We start from the raw sequence: 15,981 nt of genomic DNA on the forward strand, positions 1-15,981 counted from the left end.
CTCAACGGCGCGCCACTTCGACTGAAATGTCGCGGTGGCGCGCCGCTGTTCTTGCTTCATACGGGGCCAGCGGTATCGCCTTCGCAACGTGGGTTTCCCGCCTCCCTGCCATCCGTGACGGACTGAACCTCACGCCGGGTGGCATCGGTCTTTTGCTCATGTGCATGACGGTTGCCTCGTTCATCTCGATCTCAGCCTCGGGGCTTATCGTGCTGCGGCTCGGTCCCAAGCTGACCACGAGGATCGGCAGTTGCATGGTGGGTGCGGGTCTTGTCATCGTGGGTGTGGGCACCTCTATTGCAGCCAATCCACTGGTGGTTGCGGCAGGCTTGGTAGTTCTTGGCCTGGGCACAGCCAGCTGGAACACTGCCTCCAATGTGGAAGGTGCGTCGCTCGAACGCGAGTTGGACCGGCACATCATGCCCCATCTGCACGGTGCATTCAGCCTCGGAACCGTGGCCGCTGCGGGATTCGGTGCCTGGGCCGCTGCCATCCACATGCCGGTGTTCTGGCACTTCCTGATTTCGGGCGTCGTAGTGACGGCGTCGGTGGTGGCAGCAACGTTGTGGTTCCGTGCTGAAAAGACCGCTGCAGCTACGCAGACCTACCGCTCCAAGGAAACGGACACTTTCCAGGATCCTTCCACGGGTCCTCTGCCCATCATCACTCCCGAATCGGCCGGCCCCCAGACGGACGCTGGCATAGCTGCCGCTCCTCTGGATAACAAGCGGCTCGTGGCTCTTGCGTGGCGTGATCGCCGGACTTTGCTGATCGGAGTCCTGGTCCTCGGTTTGGCCTTGGCAGAAGGAGCCGCCGGGGACTGGGTGGCACTGGCACTCGCTGACGGCTACGGGCAGTCCGATGCGGCGGGAGCTGTCGGTTATGGGCTTTTCGTCACCTTCATGACCATCGGGCGTTTCACCGGCACAGTCATCCTGGATCGTTTTGGCCGAGTAGTGGTGATGCGCTGGTGCTCGGCTACCGCCGTCGTGGGCCTTGCGCTGTTTGTTTTTGCTCCGGTCCCGTGGCTCGCGTTCGTGGCCTTGGCAGTGTGGGGCCTGGGAGCCTCACTCGGATTCCCGGTGGGGATGTCTGCCGCTGCGGATGATCCTGTGCACGCAGCGGCCCGTGTGTCGGTGGTATCCACCATTGGCTACGGCGCCTTCTTGTGTGGTCCTCCGCTCCTGGGGCTCTTGGCTGAACATTTTGGCATCCTGCATTCGCTGCTTGCACCGCTGGCATTGCTGGTGGTCAGCTTCTTCCTGGCACCTTTGGCTGGCCAGCAGAGGGCGAAGTCTGCGCTGCCCAACGAAGCCAGTTAGGCTTGATTGGTGACCCAAACGCTGCTTTCCGAACTGACCACTGCTGCCGTTGGCGGCCCCGCGGGCAACTATGTTGAGGCCCGCACTGAGGCAGAAATCATCGACGCCGTCCGGTCGGCCGACGCTGCCGGCGAAAAACTCCTGATCATCGGCGGTGGCTCCAACCTGCTGATCTCCGACGAAGGCTACCCCGGTACGGTCCTGAAAATCGCTTCCGAGGGCTTCACCGTGAACTCCGAAGACAGCTGTGGAGGCGTCTCGGTCGTAGTTCAAGCGGGCCACAACTGGGATGCCCTGGTGGAACACGCGGTGCTGCACGCCTGGTCAGGCCTGGAAGCACTGTCCGGAATTCCGGGAGCAACCGGCGCCACGCCCGTGCAGAACGTGGGAGCCTACGGCGCAGATGTTTCACAGACCATAGCGGCTGTCCGCACGTGGGACCGCGAACGCAACGCAGTGCAGACGTTCACCAACTCAGAGCTCAAGTTCGGATACCGCGATTCCATCCTGAAGCAGACCACAGTTGAGGGCTCGCCCCGCTACGTTGTACTGACCGTGGAGTTCCAGTTGCCGCTGGGACGGATGAGTGCCCCCATCAGGTACGCCGAGCTGGCAAGGGTGCTGGGCGTAGAGGCCGGTAAGCGCGCCTACTCCAACGATGTGCGGCGCGAAGTCCTCCGGCTCCGCGCTTCCAAGGGAATGGTCCTGGACTCTGCGGACCGCGACACCTATTCCACGGGTTCATTCTTCACCAACCCGATCGTCCCAGCGGAGCGTGCCTCAGCTTTGCCGGAGAACGCGCCCAAGTATCCTGCCGGGGACGACGGACTCGTGAAGATCTCCGCTGCCTGGCTCATCGATCAGGCCGGATTCGGTAAAGGCTTCGGACTCGAGGAGTCCAGCGTTTCCGGCGGGCGGGCTTCCCTGTCCACGAAACACACGCTTGCCATTACCAACAGGGGTTCAGCAACGGCTACCGACATGGTGGCCATCGCGCGTGAGGTGCGTTCCGGCGTCGTCGAGCGTTTTGGCATTGAACTGCACCCGGAACCGTTGTTGATCGGCGTCAGCCTCTAGCGTGTGCGCCTCTCGGCTATCGGCAGGACCTTGTTGAGCAGCAGGAACGTGAGGCCGCAGCTGACCGCTCCCAGCAGGAAGATCTGGCTGAACGCGATACTTTGCGGCGACGGTCCGCTGGGCATGAACAGTCCGGCCGTGGCGAAGCCGACCAAACCCAGGAGCAGGACGATCGCCCCGAGCAGGAAGCTGCGGACCTGGGCTGCGGCTGCCGGGTAGAACCAGGGTTCGGGGGCGTCGTCGTCGCGGTCGGCTACGGGCTGGGTGGCGGCAGCGGTTCCGATGAGAAGCGCGGCTGCCGCAGTTGCCACCAGACTGACTGTCTGGATGGCCTGCATTGAAGGGGAGAGGCTCACGCCGGTCCCTACCGCCACGATCAGCCCGGCGCCAAGTCCGGCGAGCGTGCAGAACCAGCCGCCGGTAGCCAACCACCGGCTCATCGGTCGCACGAACGGAGCAAGATCACCAAAAAGCATGAACCCATCCTAGGATCTACTGCTGGGTGACGGCTGGGAGGCGCGGTAAGGTTCCCTGTGCTCGCCGGTCCTCTTAGGATGAAGCATGCCTGCAGAGAGAAGCGCTCCCACTCCGCGCATCATGGGCCGGTTGCGGCTAGCCAGCCAAGGCTTGTTGGGTGGCGGCTTCACCACAGTTTCGGATGCGGTCCGTTGGATGACCGCCATGCAGGCACAGGACCTTGGCTCAGCGTTGTGGGCAGCCGGCCAGCGCGTTCCGGGCACGGTTGCGTCGGACGTCCGGGCCGCCCTCGACGCCGGGACGGTGGTCCGCTCATGGCCCATGCGCGGGACACTTCACTTGCTTGCCCCCGAGGACCTCCAGTGGATTCTGGGCATCACCAGTGACCGTCTGATGAATTCACTGGCAGCTCGCCACCGTGAACTCGGCATCACGCCCGATGACATCAGCCATTGCCGGGACATCGCGTTCAAAACCACCGAGGTCCTCAAGGCAGAGGGCGCGCCAGGAGCCACACGGGAGCAACTGTTTCAAGCGTTCGAGGAAGCCGGCCAGCTCACCAAAGCGCAGCGGGGCATTCATATGCTGGGGAGCCTTTGCCAGCGCGCGTGGCTGGTCCAAGGACCCATGGCAGGGACCAACGGCAAAGTGGGTGTGCAGCAACTGTTCGTGCCGTTCGACGAGTGGATCCCGGAATCGAGGGAGCTGGGACGCGAGGAGGGAATTGCCGAACTGCTGTTCCGCTACATCCAGAGCCACGGCCCCGCCACCATCAGGGATTTTTCGTGGTGGAGCCAGGTGCCCATGACGGCAGCGCGCCAAGCCCTGAACGAGGTGCAGGGCCGGCTGGTTGAGCTGCAGATGGGCGGCGCCAGTTACTGGCTCTCGCCGGAGACAGCAGAAATGCTCGACGACGGCGTCCCCGGCTCGCGCTCGTTCCTGGCGCTCCCGGGGTTCGACGAATTCCTGCTCGGGTACCAGGACCGGAGCCTGGTGCTGGCACCCGAATATGCGGAATTGGTGGTGCCTGGTAAAAACGGAGTCTTCAAAAGAATCATGGTGTCCGGCGGAGAAGTGGTGGGAACGTGGGCGAGGACCGTGAGCGGCAAGAACATAGGTGTCGCGCCGGAACCGTTCACGGGACAGCTGGGTCCGGCCGCTGAGCGTTCGTTTCAAGCCCAGGGCCGTGCCTACCTGAACTTCATGGCCGGTTGACTTGGAGGCTCACCAACGCGTTCCCGGCCCGCAATTACGTTGCCGGCCCGCAACGTAATTGCGGCCGCACAACGAGTTTGTCCACATACGGCGCCCGGCAGCTCGCTGCATAGACCGCCCCAGATACACGATGGGCCCATGCAACGCAGAAAACTTGAAGCCCAAATCGTCACCCATTGGCCGGACACCGTCATTGCCACCACCTCGGATCTTGCACTGAAAGGGCTGAGTGACCGGGTCCTGACGCTGGGCGTACGTTCCGGAACGCTGATCCGGCTCCGGCGGGGCGCCTTCATTCGGACACGTGACTGGCGCCAGCAGAAACCGTGGGAGCAAGAGCTACTGCGAATACAGGCACATCATTCCAACGTGAGCCGCATAAGTGTCTACAGTCATGCAAGTGCCGCCCGGTTGCATGGGTGCTCTCCGTGGGATGGGGGTTCCTCGGTTCACGTCACAATGCCTTTCTCACCTGCCCAAGCAAGCTCTGGTGAGGACGTCACAGCCCATGGCGGCCTTTTGGAGCCGTCGGAGATTGTTGAGTTACAGGCGTCGTGGCCCCGGCCCGTACGTGTCACCAGTTTGGAGCGTACTGTCGTCGATTGTGCCCGGACCATGGACTTGGAACGGGCCGTGGTTATCGCAGATCAAGCGCTCCGCCGCGGTGCGAACCAGCTGTTGCTTCAAGCCTATGTGGACAGCGGACGCATCACGCGGGGTGTTCGCCGCGTGCGCCGTGTCTTTGAAGCAATGGATGCCAGGTCCGAATCGGTGGGGGAGACCCGCACACGGATTCTGCTGAGCAGGCTAGGCATCCGGGGCGCCGTCCTCCAACTCGACGTGGACACCCCTCTCGGGCACTACCGGGGCGACTTCGGCTGGAAGGACCATCGCGTGATCCTCGAGTTCGACGGCCGCGCCAAGTATTTCGACTATGCACCTACTGACGAGGTCCTTTTCAACGAACGTCGTCGGGAGAAGTCCCTTGTGGACTCTGGTTGGGAGGTCGTCCGTATCGACTGGGAACAACTCAGCAGGCCGTGGGAAGTGGAACGGAAGCTCAAAGCGGCGTTGGAGCGAAAGCCGTATGAACGTCGAAAACCCGCTGTTCCGTTGCTGGGCAGCAACGGAACAGCGGGTTAGCGACTTGCTAAGCAGGGCAGCCTAGAGCTTGCCCGTCACAATGTTGAGCATGCGACGGAGCGGCTCGGCTGCGCCCCACAGGAGCTGGTCTCCCACGGTAAAGGCGCTGATGTATTCCGGGCCCATTTCGAGCTTGCGGATACGGCCCACGGGGATGTCCAGAGTGCCGGAAGCGGCCACGGGGGTCAGGTCAGCCATGGAGGCTTCCTTGGTGTTGGGAACAACCTTGGCCCACTCGTTGTCCTTGGCCAGGAGGTTCTCGATTTCCGTCACGGACAGGTCTTCGCGCAGCTTGAGCGTGAGGGCCTGGGAGTGTGAACGCATGGCACCGATACGGATGCACAGACCGTCCATGGCGATGTGGTCCTTGCCCGCGGTGCCGTTTCCGGTGCCGAGGATCTTGTTGGTTTCCACCCCGGCCTTCCACTCTTCCTTCGACTGGCCGTTGCCAAGATCGGCGTCGATCCAAGGAATGAGGGAGCCGGCCAGTGGCACGCCAAACTGGGTGGCGTCAACGCCGGTGCGTTGGGCGGCGAGGACCTTGTGGTCGATTTCGAGAATGGCCGACGCGGGATCGTCCAGTTCGCTGCTGACCTCGTTGTTGAGGGTGCCGAACTGGTTGAGGAGCTCACGCATGTGCCGGGCGCCGCCACCTGAAGCTGCCTGGTATGTCATGGAGGTGCCCCACTCGACCAAGTTGTTCTTGAACAGGCCGCCGAGGCCCATCAGCATGCAGGAAACCGTACAGTTGCCGCCGATGAAGTCCTTCACGCCACCGGACAGTCCGGCGTCGATGACATCGCGGTTGATGGGGTCCAGCACGATGATCGAGTCGTCGTTCATGCGAAGGGTGGAAGCTGCATCGATCCACAGGCCATCCCAGCCGCGGTCGCGGAGTTCGCCGTGGACCTGCTTGGTGTAGTCGCCACCCTGGGCTGTGACAATAATCGGCAGCTTGGCCAGCGTCTCAATATCGAACGCATCCTCGAGCTTGCCAGCCCCATCAGCGAACGACGGGGCAGCACCTCCTGCGTTCGAGGTGGAGAAAAATACCGGGTTGATGTTGGCGAAGTCGTTCTCGTCCTGCATGCGCTGCATCAGGACGGAACCGACCATGCCACGCCAACCGACCAGTCCAACGGACGGATTAGCTGCTGTAGTCATTCACCAAGTCTAAACTTTCGGAGCAAAGTGCCGCTGTTGGTTACGTCACGCAGGCGAAGCGCGACGACGGCACTCGCCTGCACCAGCAAGATGCGGCTGACGCGCGTGGCTAGAGGCTGCCGGCGTCGGGCTCCTGGAGAAGGAGGGCTTTGCGCTTGCGCAGGGCAAAGAAGGCGCCAAACGTGAACACCTGCGTGACAACAATCAACACGATGATCCCGGCAATTCTGTTGCCGCCCAAGATCATGGTGAGACCCACAATGGCAGAGATCAGGGCGAAGAGCGGCAGCAACATATAGCCCAGCACGAACAGGGTTTCAGGTTTTTTCAGCATGCTTAGTCTTTCTGGGTTTCCTGGCTTGCGTTCCGGCGCCATGTGGTGAACCGGTAGTTGGTGCCGTTTTTGGCGGTGAGCCAGCCTTCGGACGGGGCTACGGCGTCGAAGGTCCAATCATCACCGAGTTCCGGAGCGAAGGTGTCGCCTTCCAGGTCCGCATCAATAATGGTGACCACGGCTAAGTTGGCGATACCCATGGACTGTTCAAAGATTTCGCCGCCGCCGATAATCCACACCTTCTGGCCACCGGGAGCGAACTGCGATTCCAGCAGTGCCGCATCAAGGGATGAAACCACGACGGCGCCTTGGGCCTCGGGGGTGGAGGCCCACTCGGCGTTGCGGGTCACCACAATGTTGGTGCGGCCGGGTAGCGGACGGTACGTCTCAGGGAACGACAGCCAGGTCTTGCGGCCCATGATGACGGGGTGCCCCGTGGTGAGTTGGCTGAAGTGCTTTAAGTCCTCGGGGAGGTGCCATGGCATGGCGCCGTCCTTACCGATCACACCGGACTTGGTTTGGGCCCAGACCAGTCCGATGCCCGTCATGCGGGCCGCGGTCTCCTGGGTGAAGATGACGCCGGGAAGCTGGGATGGAGTCTCAGAGGTAGGCATGCTCATACCGCGATCGGTGCCTTGATGGTGGGGTGGTGGCGGTAATCCACAACCTCGAAGTCATCCAGCGTGTAGTCGAAGATGGAGTCCGGCTTGCGGAGAATCTTCAACTGCGGGTACTCATACGGCTCGCGGCTGAGCTGCTCGGCAACCTGGTCAACATGGTTGTCGTAGACGTGGACGTCGCCGCCGGTCCAGACGAATTCTCCTGGCTCCAGTTCAAGCTGCTGCGCCACCATGCGCGTGAGCAGGGCGTAGGAGGCAATGTTGAAGGGGACGCCCAGGAACGTGTCCGCTGAGCGCTGGTACAGCTGGCAGGACAGCTTGCCGTCCGCCACGTAGAACTGGAAGAACGCATGGCACGGCGGCAACGCCATGTCTTTGAGCTCGGACACGTTCCAAGCCGACACAATGTGGCGCCGGGAATCGGGATTGGCGGCCAGGTTGGTCATGAGCTCGGAAATCTGGTCGATGTGGCCGCCATCGGGAGTTGGCCAACTGCGCCACTGGACGCCGTAGACGGGGCCCAGTTCGCCGTCGGCGTCCGCCCATTCGTCCCAGATGGAGACGCCCTGATCCTGCATCCACTTCACATTCGAGTCACCGCGCAGGAACCACAGGAGTTCTACTGCCACGGATTTGAAGTGAACCCGCTTGGTGGTGATGAGCGGGAAGCTCTCGGCGAGATCGAACCTCAACTGGCGGCCGAAAACGCTGCGCGTTCCCGTTCCGGTGCGGTCCGACTTGTGTGTGCCGTTGGCCATGACGTCACGCAGAAGGTCTTCATATGGGGTGGGGATGCTCACGACTCCAGCTTACTTGTTTCGGTAACGCGCCAGCGGCGCAGATCGATGAGTGCCTTAGTCGTCAAAAGGCTTGACCTGCTCCACTGACACGATTTTCCGTTCAGATCCCCGCGCTACCTGGCAAACAATGACCTCACCCGGCGACAGGTACGGATCAGAGGAAGGAAGCAGGGCACGCAGGGCCTGCGACATGTGCTGGCCCAGCTGCTTCAACGCCGTGGGCAGGGCGGGGCGGTGCGTGCACACGGCGATCGGTACCTGTTTGTCGAACAGGGCCTCAACAGCGGCTGCGGTCTTCTTGGGGGAGCGCTGGTGGGTGTGCTCGGTGAGTGCTTCCACCAGTTTCACCTTGGCTCCGCTGGACTTGGCATAGGGGGCGATAGTGGCGACACAACGCGCCCAAGGGCTGGTCACAATACGTTGCGGTTTCCACACCTCCAGGAGACGCTGGACAGCCACTGCCTGGCGCTGGCCGGTTGCTGCCAAGGGGCGGTCTCCCTCGGCCTTTGTCCATGAGGAGCGCGGCTTCGCTTTGGCATGACGGATCAGTACCAGCGGCCACGTGTCCAGTTCCCCGTGGACGTGGGCCTTCTCGAGGTATTCGAGCGGCTCCACGTCCGTGGGGTTACTTAGGAAGCTGGCTGCCCGGTCCGGGCTGCACCACATGACGCTGTCCACTTCTTTGCCGTCGGGCCGAAGCTGCGCTCCATTGACCTTGACGGCCCAGTACCGGACCACCTTCAAGCCGGCAGCCACATGGTAGTGAATCGCCGGAAGGGGTATGCCCAGTGGTGCCTGTAGCCCAATTTCTTCCCACACTTCGCGGGCGGCGCATTCAGGAACTGTTTCGCCGGCGTCGAGCTTTCCTTTGGGCCATGACCAATCGTCATAACGTGGACGATGGATCAGGAGGACCTCAAGGCCACCCTTTGTGACCCGCCAAGGAATGGCGCCGGCGGCAACAACCGCCACAGCCTCGCCGGGGTGGTCTGTTTGATCCGCCACAGGGGTATCGCTGTTCAACTGGGTCCTTACCGCCGGGCCGCAGCGCGTTGGCGTGAGCGGGAAGCCAGAAGCCAGGATTGCATGTCCAGCAATGGCTTGCCGTCCTCGTCCAAATGGTGCCTGGTCCAGTGCCCACTATCGTTCAAGTGCCAGCTGGCCGTGCCGTCGTCAACGTAGCGACGCATCAAGTCCATCACCGTTGCAGTGTCTTCCTTGCTGGCGAGCTGCACCAGTGCCTCCACGCGGCGGTCCAGGTTGCGGTGCATCATGTCGGCCGAGCCAATAAACACTACGGGCTCGCCACCGTTGCCAAAAGCGAAGACGCGTGAGTGTTCCAGGAAGCGGCCCAGCACGGAGCGCACCGTGATGTTTTCGCTAAGCCCCGGCACTCCCGGACGCAGCGAGCAAATGCCGCGGACCACGACGTCTACCTTCACACCGGCCTGCGAGGCCCGGTAGAGGGCGTCGATAATGGCTTCGTCCACCATCGAGTTGACCTTGATCTGCACCAAGCCCGGGACGCCGGCGCGTGCATTGCGGATCTCGGTTTCAATCCTGTCCACCAAGCCTGCGCGTACCGAGCGTGGTGCCACGAGCAACCTCTTGAACGTTGACTTGGGTGCGTAGCCGGAGAGCTGGTTGAACAGCTTGGAGAGGTCTTCTCCCACTTGTTCGTTGGCGGTCAGCAAGCCAAGGTCTTCGTAATAGCGGGCTGTGCGCGGGTGGTAGTTTCCTGTACCGATGTGGCAGTAGCGACGCAGTCCGTCCACTTCCTGGCGGACCACCAGGGACAACTTGCAGTGGGTCTTCAGGCCCACGATGCCGTACACCACGTGGACGCCCGCTTGTTCGAGCTTTCGCGCCCAGGAAATGTTGGCTTGCTCGTCAAAGCGCGCCTTGATCTCCACCAAGGCCAAGACCTGCTTACCTGCTTCCGCGGCGTCAATAAGAGCATCAACGATCGGGGAGTCACCGGAGGTCCGGTACAGGGTCTGCTTGATGGCCTGCACCTTGGGATCCGCTGCAGCCTGTTCCAGGAAGGCCTGGACGGAGGTGGAGAAGGAGTCGTACGGGTGGTGCAGGAGGATGTCCCTGCGGCGCATCGCGGCAAAGACGTTTGCGGCCTTGGACGTTTCCGACTCGTTGAGGTACCGGGAAGTGTGGGGAACGTGCTTGGGGTAGTGGAGATCGGCGCGGTCGATGCCGCTGATGGCGGACAAACCACGGAGGTCCAAGGGTGCAGGTACGGAGTAGACCTCGGACTCTTCAACCCCCAGTTCACGGATCAGTAGTGCCTTGATGTTCGGGTTGATATCGGTGGTGACTTCGAGGCGGACCGGCGGGCCAAACCGGCGGCGCAGGAGTTCCTTCTCCAAGGCCTGCAGGAGGTTCTCGGCGTCGTCCTCTTCTACTTCAAGGTCCTCATTACGGGTGACGCGGAAGGTGTGGTGTTCCAGGACTTCCATACCGGGGAAAAGCTTGTCCAAGTGGACAGCGATGACTTCTTCCAAGGCGATGAAGCGGGCTACGCGGCCGGGAATGGCGCCGGCGCGCGGTCCGTCCACGGAAATGAGGCGGGGCAGCTGATCGGGAACTTTAACGCGGGCGAAGAGCTCTTTGTCGCTGATCGGGTTGCTGACGATCACCGCAAGGTTGAGGGAGAGGCCCGAGATGTAGGGGAAGGGGTGCGCAGGGTCAACAGCCAGCGGCGTCAGGATGGGGAAGACCTTCTCCTGGAACATGATGCTGATCCGGTGGCGGGCATCCTCGTCCAGTTCGTTCCAGTGCATGATGTGGATGTGCTCGTAGGCCAACGCGGGACGGATCTGCTCGGCGAAGACCCGGGCATGGCGTTCCTGCAGCTTGTGGGCCTCTTCGCTGATCTGTTCCAGCACCTCGATGGGACTCAGTCCTGCGGGGGAGGGCACGGCGAGCCCTGTGGCGATGCGGCGTTTGAGGCCAGCCACGCGCACCATGAAGAACTCGTCAAGGTTGGAGGCGAAAATGGAGAGGAAATTGACACGTTCCAGCAGGAAGAGGTCAGGATCTTCGGCGAGTTCCAGCACGCGGGAGTTGAAGGCCAGCCAGCTCAGCTCGCGGTCCAGGAAGCGATCCGGGGAGATGTCGCCCTCGGGCTCCAGGCTAGGCGCGAATTCCGGAATATCGATGCGGTCCTGGGTGGCTCGCGAGGCCGGCACTTCCGATGATCCGAAGCGTGGGGGCAGGGTTGCACCCTTCGAGGTGGATCCGGCGGTGCCGACGGGGTCCGGCTGCATGGGGTTCTCCTAAGCTCAGGACGGGGTTTCCTCCCACATTACAAGCAATTTCGGTGCTCGAATCCAAGATGTCACCGGCTTTCCGGCAAGTCATCCCGTCAGGTTAATTTTTGGTTAAAGGCCCATACATCACGTCGGTGTCCCAGCGTACAAAGCCAAGCTTCTGATATAGAGCTACTGCTGCCTCATTGTCAGCATCAACATAGAGCATCACGGCATGCAGTCCTTGGTCCTGGAGGTGCTTGATGCCCGCAACCGTGAGGGCTTTGCCAAGACCCAAACCTTGCGCTGCCGGTGTCACACCCACCACGTAAACCTCCCCGATGGCCGGGTGGGGACCTTGCCGGGGGTGGACTTTGGTCCAGTGGAAACCCAGCAGCTCACCTTCAGCGTTCACGGCCAACAGGAAGCCTTCAGGATCGAACCAATCTTCGGCCTTCCGTGCCTCGAGGTCCGCCAGTGTCATGGATCCTTGTTCGGGGTGATGGGAGAACGCAGCCCTGTTGGCGGCCAGCCACGCCTGCTCATCCTGGCCCGGAACGAAGGCACGGATCGAAACACCGTCAGGGAGTCCGGCGTCGGGGAGTGCAGCGGTTGAAGACATCAATCGCATCTTCCACAGTTCGCGCATGGGACCGTAACCGAAACGCGTGGCCAACTCGGCGGCGGCCTCATGGTTGCCGTGTGACCACGCGCTTAATCCGTCGATGCCCCGCTTGCCCTGCAGGGCGCCCAGTAGCCTTCCAGCAACGCCCTGGTTGCGGTAGCTGGGGTGGACGGCCAACTCCAGGACACCGCTTCCGTCTTCGCTTTCGACGACGACGGCGACGCCCGCCAGATCCTCTCCGGTGGCCGGATCAGAATCTTCGTCCGGTGCGTACAGGACGAAGGACAAGACGGAATGCTCGCCGGAGTCCGCTCCGCGCAGCATGACGAAGGTCTGTTCGGAGAAGGGCGGATTCCCGTCGGACTCCCCGGCGGCTGCTGCGAGAGACTTGACGTCCCTCAGGAGTTCGGTGTCCAAAGCGCCGGCAATGATCAGTACGGGCCAGTTTTCCGGGTGCGCGTGACTCATGATGCAAGGCTATACGTCCGGTGCAACCCTGATGATTTGATGTCACTGGAAATGGGAGGTAGTCTCAATATCTCGTTCGGCTTTGCGGTTTGTTCGTGAGTCAGCGCAGGGGGGATCCACCAGTGGGGTGGCCTCGATACGTTCGACCCGTATGTCCTCCACCAAGAATTGAAGAAGAGGCCGGGATCCGTGTGGATCCCGGCCTCTTCTTTATTTTGCTTCATCTGTCCGGATTGCCGCTCAGGCTTCGGACAACTCATCGTCCGGGAGGCGGACAAGGGTGAGCCGGTAGCCAACGTTGCGGACTGTGCTGATCAGGTTCTCGTGATCCACACCCAGCTTGGCCCGAAGCCGCCGGATGTGGACGTCCACTGTCCGGGTGCCTCCGTAGTAGTCGTAGCCCCACACTTCAGTCAGCAGCTGCTGGCGGGTGAAGACCCGGCCAGGGTGCTGAGCCAGGTACTTCAGGAGTTCGAACTCCTTGAACGTCAGGTTGAGTGGCTGGCCGCTGACTCGAGCGGTATAGCTTGCCTCGTCAATCACGACGCCGGCTGCCCGGATTTCGGTTTGGGTTTCCTCTTCGCCGGGGACGGCGCGCGCCATCGCCAGCCTGATGCGGGCCTCTACCTCGGCGGGCCCGGCGGAGTCCAGCACAATGTCATCCACTGCCCAGGCTGAGGAGACAGCAGCCATGCCGCCCTCTGTGAGAATCAACATGAGCGGCGCGCTGAGGCCGGTGGCCTTCAACAACTGGGTCAGTGAGCGGGCACCCACCAGATCCTTCCGGGCATCCAGGAAGACGATATCCGTGGGATCAGTTTCGAGTAGTGCTGTGGGTTCTGCCGGGAGGATGTGCACGCGGTGGTTCAGCAACTCCAAGGCAGGCAAAATGTCCACCGAAGAGCCGGTGCTGTTCGTTAGGAGCAGGATGTGCGACATAGTTCCTCCAATGGGCTGTACGCGCATCATCGGGCGTCGAAACCGGAGTCTCACCGGTCGGTCACAGCGCATTGGCAGCCTCTCCCGTTGTAACGGGATCGCGGCAAACACAGTGCGCTGTTGAAGTCTGAGTATACCCATCAGTGCCTTACGACACATGGATTCGTGACGGGGAAGCGCTGGAATTACGACATATTGGGTCGGCTTAAGGCAGGATTGTCGAGAGGTCGTAAGGCGCATCGGATTGAGGTCGGCACACAGTGAAGTCTTGGAGCATCGGGGTATTCGGACTCGTGGCGCTCGCAGCCATCGTGGCCAGCACCTTCGTTTCCCGGGAAGCCATGGTGGGTGCAGGCATCATGGCGTCAGCGGCTGTCGGGATCGGCTGGCCGCATTTCCTGGCTGTCCCGGCCAAGAAAACGCTGGCCGCTGTCATTGGTCTCGCCGGCGCGGGATCTGCCGTGACTGCGGCCTATATGCCGGCGCCCGGATTCCTGGACGGTACACCCGCATTCGTGGCTCTGGGTGTGATGGCAGTGTTCGTGGTCCAGTTGGTCAGGGGCACCGGGCAGGCCCAACGCTTGGAATCCACCCTCGGCTGCTCTGCCGGTGTGCTGCTGAACTGCCTTGGCGCGGGATGGATCGCCAGTGCACGGTTCAACGGCGTCAAGGAAATGGTCCTGGTGGCCGGACTAAGCGCCGCGGTTGCCCTGCTGGTGGGAATCATCCGCTGGCCGGACCGGATCGTGGCTCCGCTCGGCGTTGTCATGGCTGGACTGATGGGTCCGCTGGCGGGTCTTGTTTTCTCCGATATCGCCGTCCTTCCGGCCGCTTTGGTTGGCGTGGTGGTGGGATCGGTCCTGGTGTGCTTCCGGCGGATGACCACCCTCCGGCGGGGGCGCCTGAACATCCCGGCAGCAATAGGAATGGGCGTAGCGCCCGTTTGGGCTGTGGGGGCCGTGGCTTACTTCATAGACAAACTACTCATCTACTAACGGTTAGGATTGCATCATGTCTGTACTCGCATTTGAAATCTTCTTCCTCGTCCTCCTTGGCCTGGCCAGCGTCGCCATGGCATGGTTTGCGGGATTTGTCGTTTACCGCCTTTTCAAGGGCCAGAAGTAACCTTCTGATCCTGCAGCTCGACAGAGGTAATCGTTGTGCCTATTGAGATCCCAACAGATCTGACGCCTGAACTCGTTCCTCTTTCCTGGCTCATTGGTGAGTGGGAAGGCCGCGGCCGGCTCGGCAGCGGAGACGAGGATTCCGAGCATTTCGTCCAGCACGTGTCCTTCACCCACAACGGGCTCCCGTACTTGCAGTACCGGGCCGAAACCTGGCTCAGTGACGACGCCGGCGAAAAGCTCCGCCCGTTGACCGTTGAAACAGGCTTCTGGGCCTTGGAGCGGAAGCTTGAAGAGGGCGACGGCGGCCCCGGCCTGATCCCGGCCGACATCGTCCCCGTCCTCAAGACAGCTGACGAAGTCGAGGAACGTCGCAACAAGGAGGGCGGCTTCGACATTTCGGTGTCGATCTCCCACCCCGGCGGAATCACCGAGCTCTACTACGGCCAGATCAAGGGACCCCAGATCCAGCTGAGCACCGACATGGTGATGCGTGGAAGCCACTCCAAGGAGTACACGGCGGCCACCCGCATCTTCGGTCTGGTTGATGGCAACCTCTTGTGGCGCTGGGACGTCGCTGCCAGCGGCAAGGCTCTCGAAGCGCACGCCTCGGCATTCCTCCACAAGGTGTCCTGACCCGAGGCCTCACTGTACGTTCCACGGCAACCAGCAGAAGGAGCAGATAGTGAACAACCTCAAACCGGAGGGCTACAGCGGGCTTAAGGCTGTCTTTTTCAATGGGACGCTGAAGCCCTCGCCGCAGCTCAGCAACACCGATGGCCTGATCAAAATCAGCCGGGACATCATGGAGAAGCAGGGCGTCAGTACCCGCCTCATCCGGACAGTGGACCACGACATCGCCAGTGGTGTGTATCCGGATATGCGCGAGCACGGCTGGAAGACCGACGAATGGCCAGGGATCTACCCGGATGTCCGCGACGCCGACATCGTTGTGGTTGCCGGGCCCATCTGGTTGGGCGACAACTCGTCCATGACCAAGAAACTCATTGAACGGTTGTATGCCCACTCGGGTGAACTGAACAACAAGGGTCAATGGGCGTTCTACCCCAAAGTAGGTGGTTGCCTCATCACCGGCAACGAAGACGGCATCAAGCACTGTTCCATGAACGTGCTGTACAGCCTTCAGCACATCGGCTTCACCATTCCGCCCCAGGCCGACGCCGGGTGGATCGGCCCGGTGGGACCCGGACCCAGCTATCTTGATGAAGGATCGGGCGGGCCGGAGAGTGATTTTACTAACAGGAACGCCACCTTCATGACGTGGAACCTGCTCCACATGGCCAAGCTCCTGCGGGATGCCGGCGGAATTCCTGCCTACGGCAACCTGCCGGAGGAATGGAAAGCGGGCACCCGATTCGATTTCGAAAACCCGGAATACCGCTGACCCGC

Annotated in this window: 16 protein-coding genes; 7 read left to right on the forward strand and 9 right to left on the reverse strand. The window is 61.8% G+C overall.

Features of this window, described 5'->3' with window-relative positions:
* Positions 1 to 26: 26 nt before the first annotated feature.
* Positions 27 to 1,322 (forward strand): MFS transporter, encoded by a 1,296-nt coding sequence (locus M1D89_RS08245; protein WP_498649695.1) that lies wholly within the window; start codon positions 27 to 29, stop codon positions 1,320 to 1,322.
* Between the two features lie 9 nt (positions 1,323 to 1,331).
* On the forward strand, positions 1,332 to 2,399 hold the full coding sequence (locus M1D89_RS08250) for a UDP-N-acetylmuramate dehydrogenase (RefSeq protein ID WP_498649696.1): 1,068 nt from the start codon (positions 1,332 to 1,334) through the stop codon (positions 2,397 to 2,399).
* Here M1D89_RS08250 and M1D89_RS08255 read toward each other — a convergent pair.
* Positions 2,396 to 2,875 (reverse strand): hypothetical protein, encoded by a 480-nt coding sequence (locus M1D89_RS08255; RefSeq protein ID WP_498649698.1) that lies wholly within the window; start codon positions 2,873 to 2,875, stop codon positions 2,396 to 2,398. The genes M1D89_RS08250 and M1D89_RS08255 overlap by 4 nt on opposite strands.
* Positions 2,876 to 2,960: 85 nt before the next feature.
* Between M1D89_RS08255 and M1D89_RS08260 the strand changes: the two genes are divergently transcribed.
* Together M1D89_RS08260 and M1D89_RS08265 are read left to right on the forward strand one after the other, a co-directional pair.
* On the forward strand, positions 2,961 to 4,091 hold the full coding sequence (locus M1D89_RS08260) for a winged helix DNA-binding domain-containing protein (protein WP_498649702.1): 1,131 nt from the start codon (positions 2,961 to 2,963) through the stop codon (positions 4,089 to 4,091).
* 138 nt (positions 4,092 to 4,229) lie between these two features.
* Positions 4,230 to 5,234 (forward strand): hypothetical protein, encoded by a 1,005-nt coding sequence (locus M1D89_RS08265; protein WP_498649704.1) that lies wholly within the window; start codon positions 4,230 to 4,232, stop codon positions 5,232 to 5,234.
* Positions 5,235 to 5,255: 21 nt separating this feature from the next.
* Here M1D89_RS08265 and asd read toward each other — a convergent pair whose 3' ends face one another.
* The 8 genes from asd to M1D89_RS08305 form a co-directional block, all read right to left on the reverse strand.
* Entirely contained in the window at positions 5,256 to 6,398 is a 1,143-nt protein-coding gene (gene asd, locus M1D89_RS08270) for an aspartate-semialdehyde dehydrogenase (protein ID WP_498649707.1), read from the reverse strand.
* 109 nt (positions 6,399 to 6,507) lie between these two features.
* On the reverse strand, positions 6,508 to 6,732 hold the full coding sequence (locus M1D89_RS08275; RefSeq protein ID WP_054809086.1) for an NF038396 family protein: 225 nt from the start codon (positions 6,730 to 6,732) through the stop codon (positions 6,508 to 6,510).
* A gap of 2 nt (positions 6,733 to 6,734) precedes the next feature.
* Positions 6,735 to 7,352, reverse strand: coding sequence for a dihydrofolate reductase (locus M1D89_RS08280; RefSeq protein WP_498649710.1), 618 nt, complete (start codon positions 7,350 to 7,352; stop codon positions 6,735 to 6,737).
* Positions 7,349 to 8,152: a thymidylate synthase gene (locus tag M1D89_RS08285; RefSeq protein WP_498649712.1), complete on the reverse strand. Its 804-nt coding sequence runs from the start codon at positions 8,150 to 8,152 to the stop codon at positions 7,349 to 7,351. The genes M1D89_RS08280 and M1D89_RS08285 overlap by 4 nt, the downstream gene beginning before the upstream one ends.
* Positions 8,153 to 8,206: 54 nt before the next feature.
* A complete protein-coding gene (locus tag M1D89_RS08290) occupies positions 8,207 to 9,175 on the reverse strand; it encodes an NUDIX hydrolase (protein ID WP_498649714.1) in 969 nt (322 codons plus the stop codon).
* 8 nt (positions 9,176 to 9,183) lie between these two features.
* Positions 9,184 to 11,433, reverse strand: coding sequence for an RNA degradosome polyphosphate kinase (locus tag M1D89_RS08295; RefSeq protein ID WP_498649716.1), 2,250 nt, complete (start codon positions 11,431 to 11,433; stop codon positions 9,184 to 9,186).
* Positions 11,434 to 11,536: 103 nt separating this feature from the next.
* Positions 11,537 to 12,508 (reverse strand): mycothiol synthase, encoded by a 972-nt coding sequence (mshD, locus tag M1D89_RS08300; protein WP_498649718.1) that lies wholly within the window; start codon positions 12,506 to 12,508, stop codon positions 11,537 to 11,539.
* Positions 12,509 to 12,748: 240 nt separating this feature from the next.
* A complete protein-coding gene (locus tag M1D89_RS08305; RefSeq protein ID WP_018776718.1) occupies positions 12,749 to 13,447 on the reverse strand; it encodes a winged helix-turn-helix transcriptional regulator in 699 nt (232 codons plus the stop codon).
* 260 nt (positions 13,448 to 13,707) lie between these two features.
* On the opposite strand from M1D89_RS08305, the gene M1D89_RS08310 reads away from it, so the two are divergent.
* The 3 genes from M1D89_RS08310 (at position 13,708) to M1D89_RS08320 (ending at position 15,976) form a co-directional block, all read left to right on the forward strand.
* Positions 13,708 to 14,442, forward strand: coding sequence for a permease (locus M1D89_RS08310; RefSeq protein WP_498649721.1), 735 nt, complete (start codon positions 13,708 to 13,710; stop codon positions 14,440 to 14,442).
* A gap of 165 nt (positions 14,443 to 14,607) precedes the next feature.
* Positions 14,608 to 15,207 carry a nitrobindin family protein gene (locus M1D89_RS08315; protein WP_159733525.1) on the forward strand — a complete coding sequence of 200 codons (600 nt, stop codon included), beginning with the start codon at positions 14,608 to 14,610 and terminating at the stop codon, positions 15,205 to 15,207.
* A gap of 49 nt (positions 15,208 to 15,256) precedes the next feature.
* A complete protein-coding gene (locus tag M1D89_RS08320) occupies positions 15,257 to 15,976 on the forward strand; it encodes a flavodoxin family protein (RefSeq protein WP_498649722.1) in 720 nt (239 codons plus the stop codon).
* Positions 15,977 to 15,981: the final 5 nt, after the last annotated feature.

The sequence above is a fragment of the Arthrobacter sp. D3-18 genome, from assembly GCF_054408525.1.

What these genes read in the sequence shown, in the direction of transcription:
- M1D89_RS08245 (WP_498649695.1), top strand. Translation starts at nt 27, where the DNA reads ATGTCGCGGTGGCGCGCCGCTGTTCTTGCTTCATACGGGGCCAGCGGT.
- M1D89_RS08255 (WP_498649698.1), bottom strand. Translation starts at nt 2,875, where the DNA reads ATGCTTTTTGGTGATCTTGCTCCGTTCGTGCGACCGATGAGCCGGTGG.
- M1D89_RS08260 (WP_498649702.1), top strand. Translation starts at nt 2,961, where the DNA reads ATGCCTGCAGAGAGAAGCGCTCCCACTCCGCGCATCATGGGCCGGTTG.
- M1D89_RS08265 (WP_498649704.1), top strand. Translation starts at nt 4,230, where the DNA reads ATGCAACGCAGAAAACTTGAAGCCCAAATCGTCACCCATTGGCCGGAC.
- asd (WP_498649707.1), bottom strand. Translation starts at nt 6,398, where the DNA reads ATGACTACAGCAGCTAATCCGTCCGTTGGACTGGTCGGTTGGCGTGGC.
- M1D89_RS08275 (WP_054809086.1), bottom strand. Translation starts at nt 6,732, where the DNA reads ATGCTGAAAAAACCTGAAACCCTGTTCGTGCTGGGCTATATGTTGCTG.
- M1D89_RS08280 (WP_498649710.1), bottom strand. Translation starts at nt 7,352, where the DNA reads ATGAGCATGCCTACCTCTGAGACTCCATCCCAGCTTCCCGGCGTCATC.
- M1D89_RS08295 (WP_498649716.1), bottom strand. Translation starts at nt 11,433, where the DNA reads ATGCAGCCGGACCCCGTCGGCACCGCCGGATCCACCTCGAAGGGTGCA.
- mshD (WP_498649718.1), bottom strand. Translation starts at nt 12,508, where the DNA reads ATGAGTCACGCGCACCCGGAAAACTGGCCCGTACTGATCATTGCCGGC.
- M1D89_RS08305 (WP_018776718.1), bottom strand. Translation starts at nt 13,447, where the DNA reads ATGTCGCACATCCTGCTCCTAACGAACAGCACCGGCTCTTCGGTGGAC.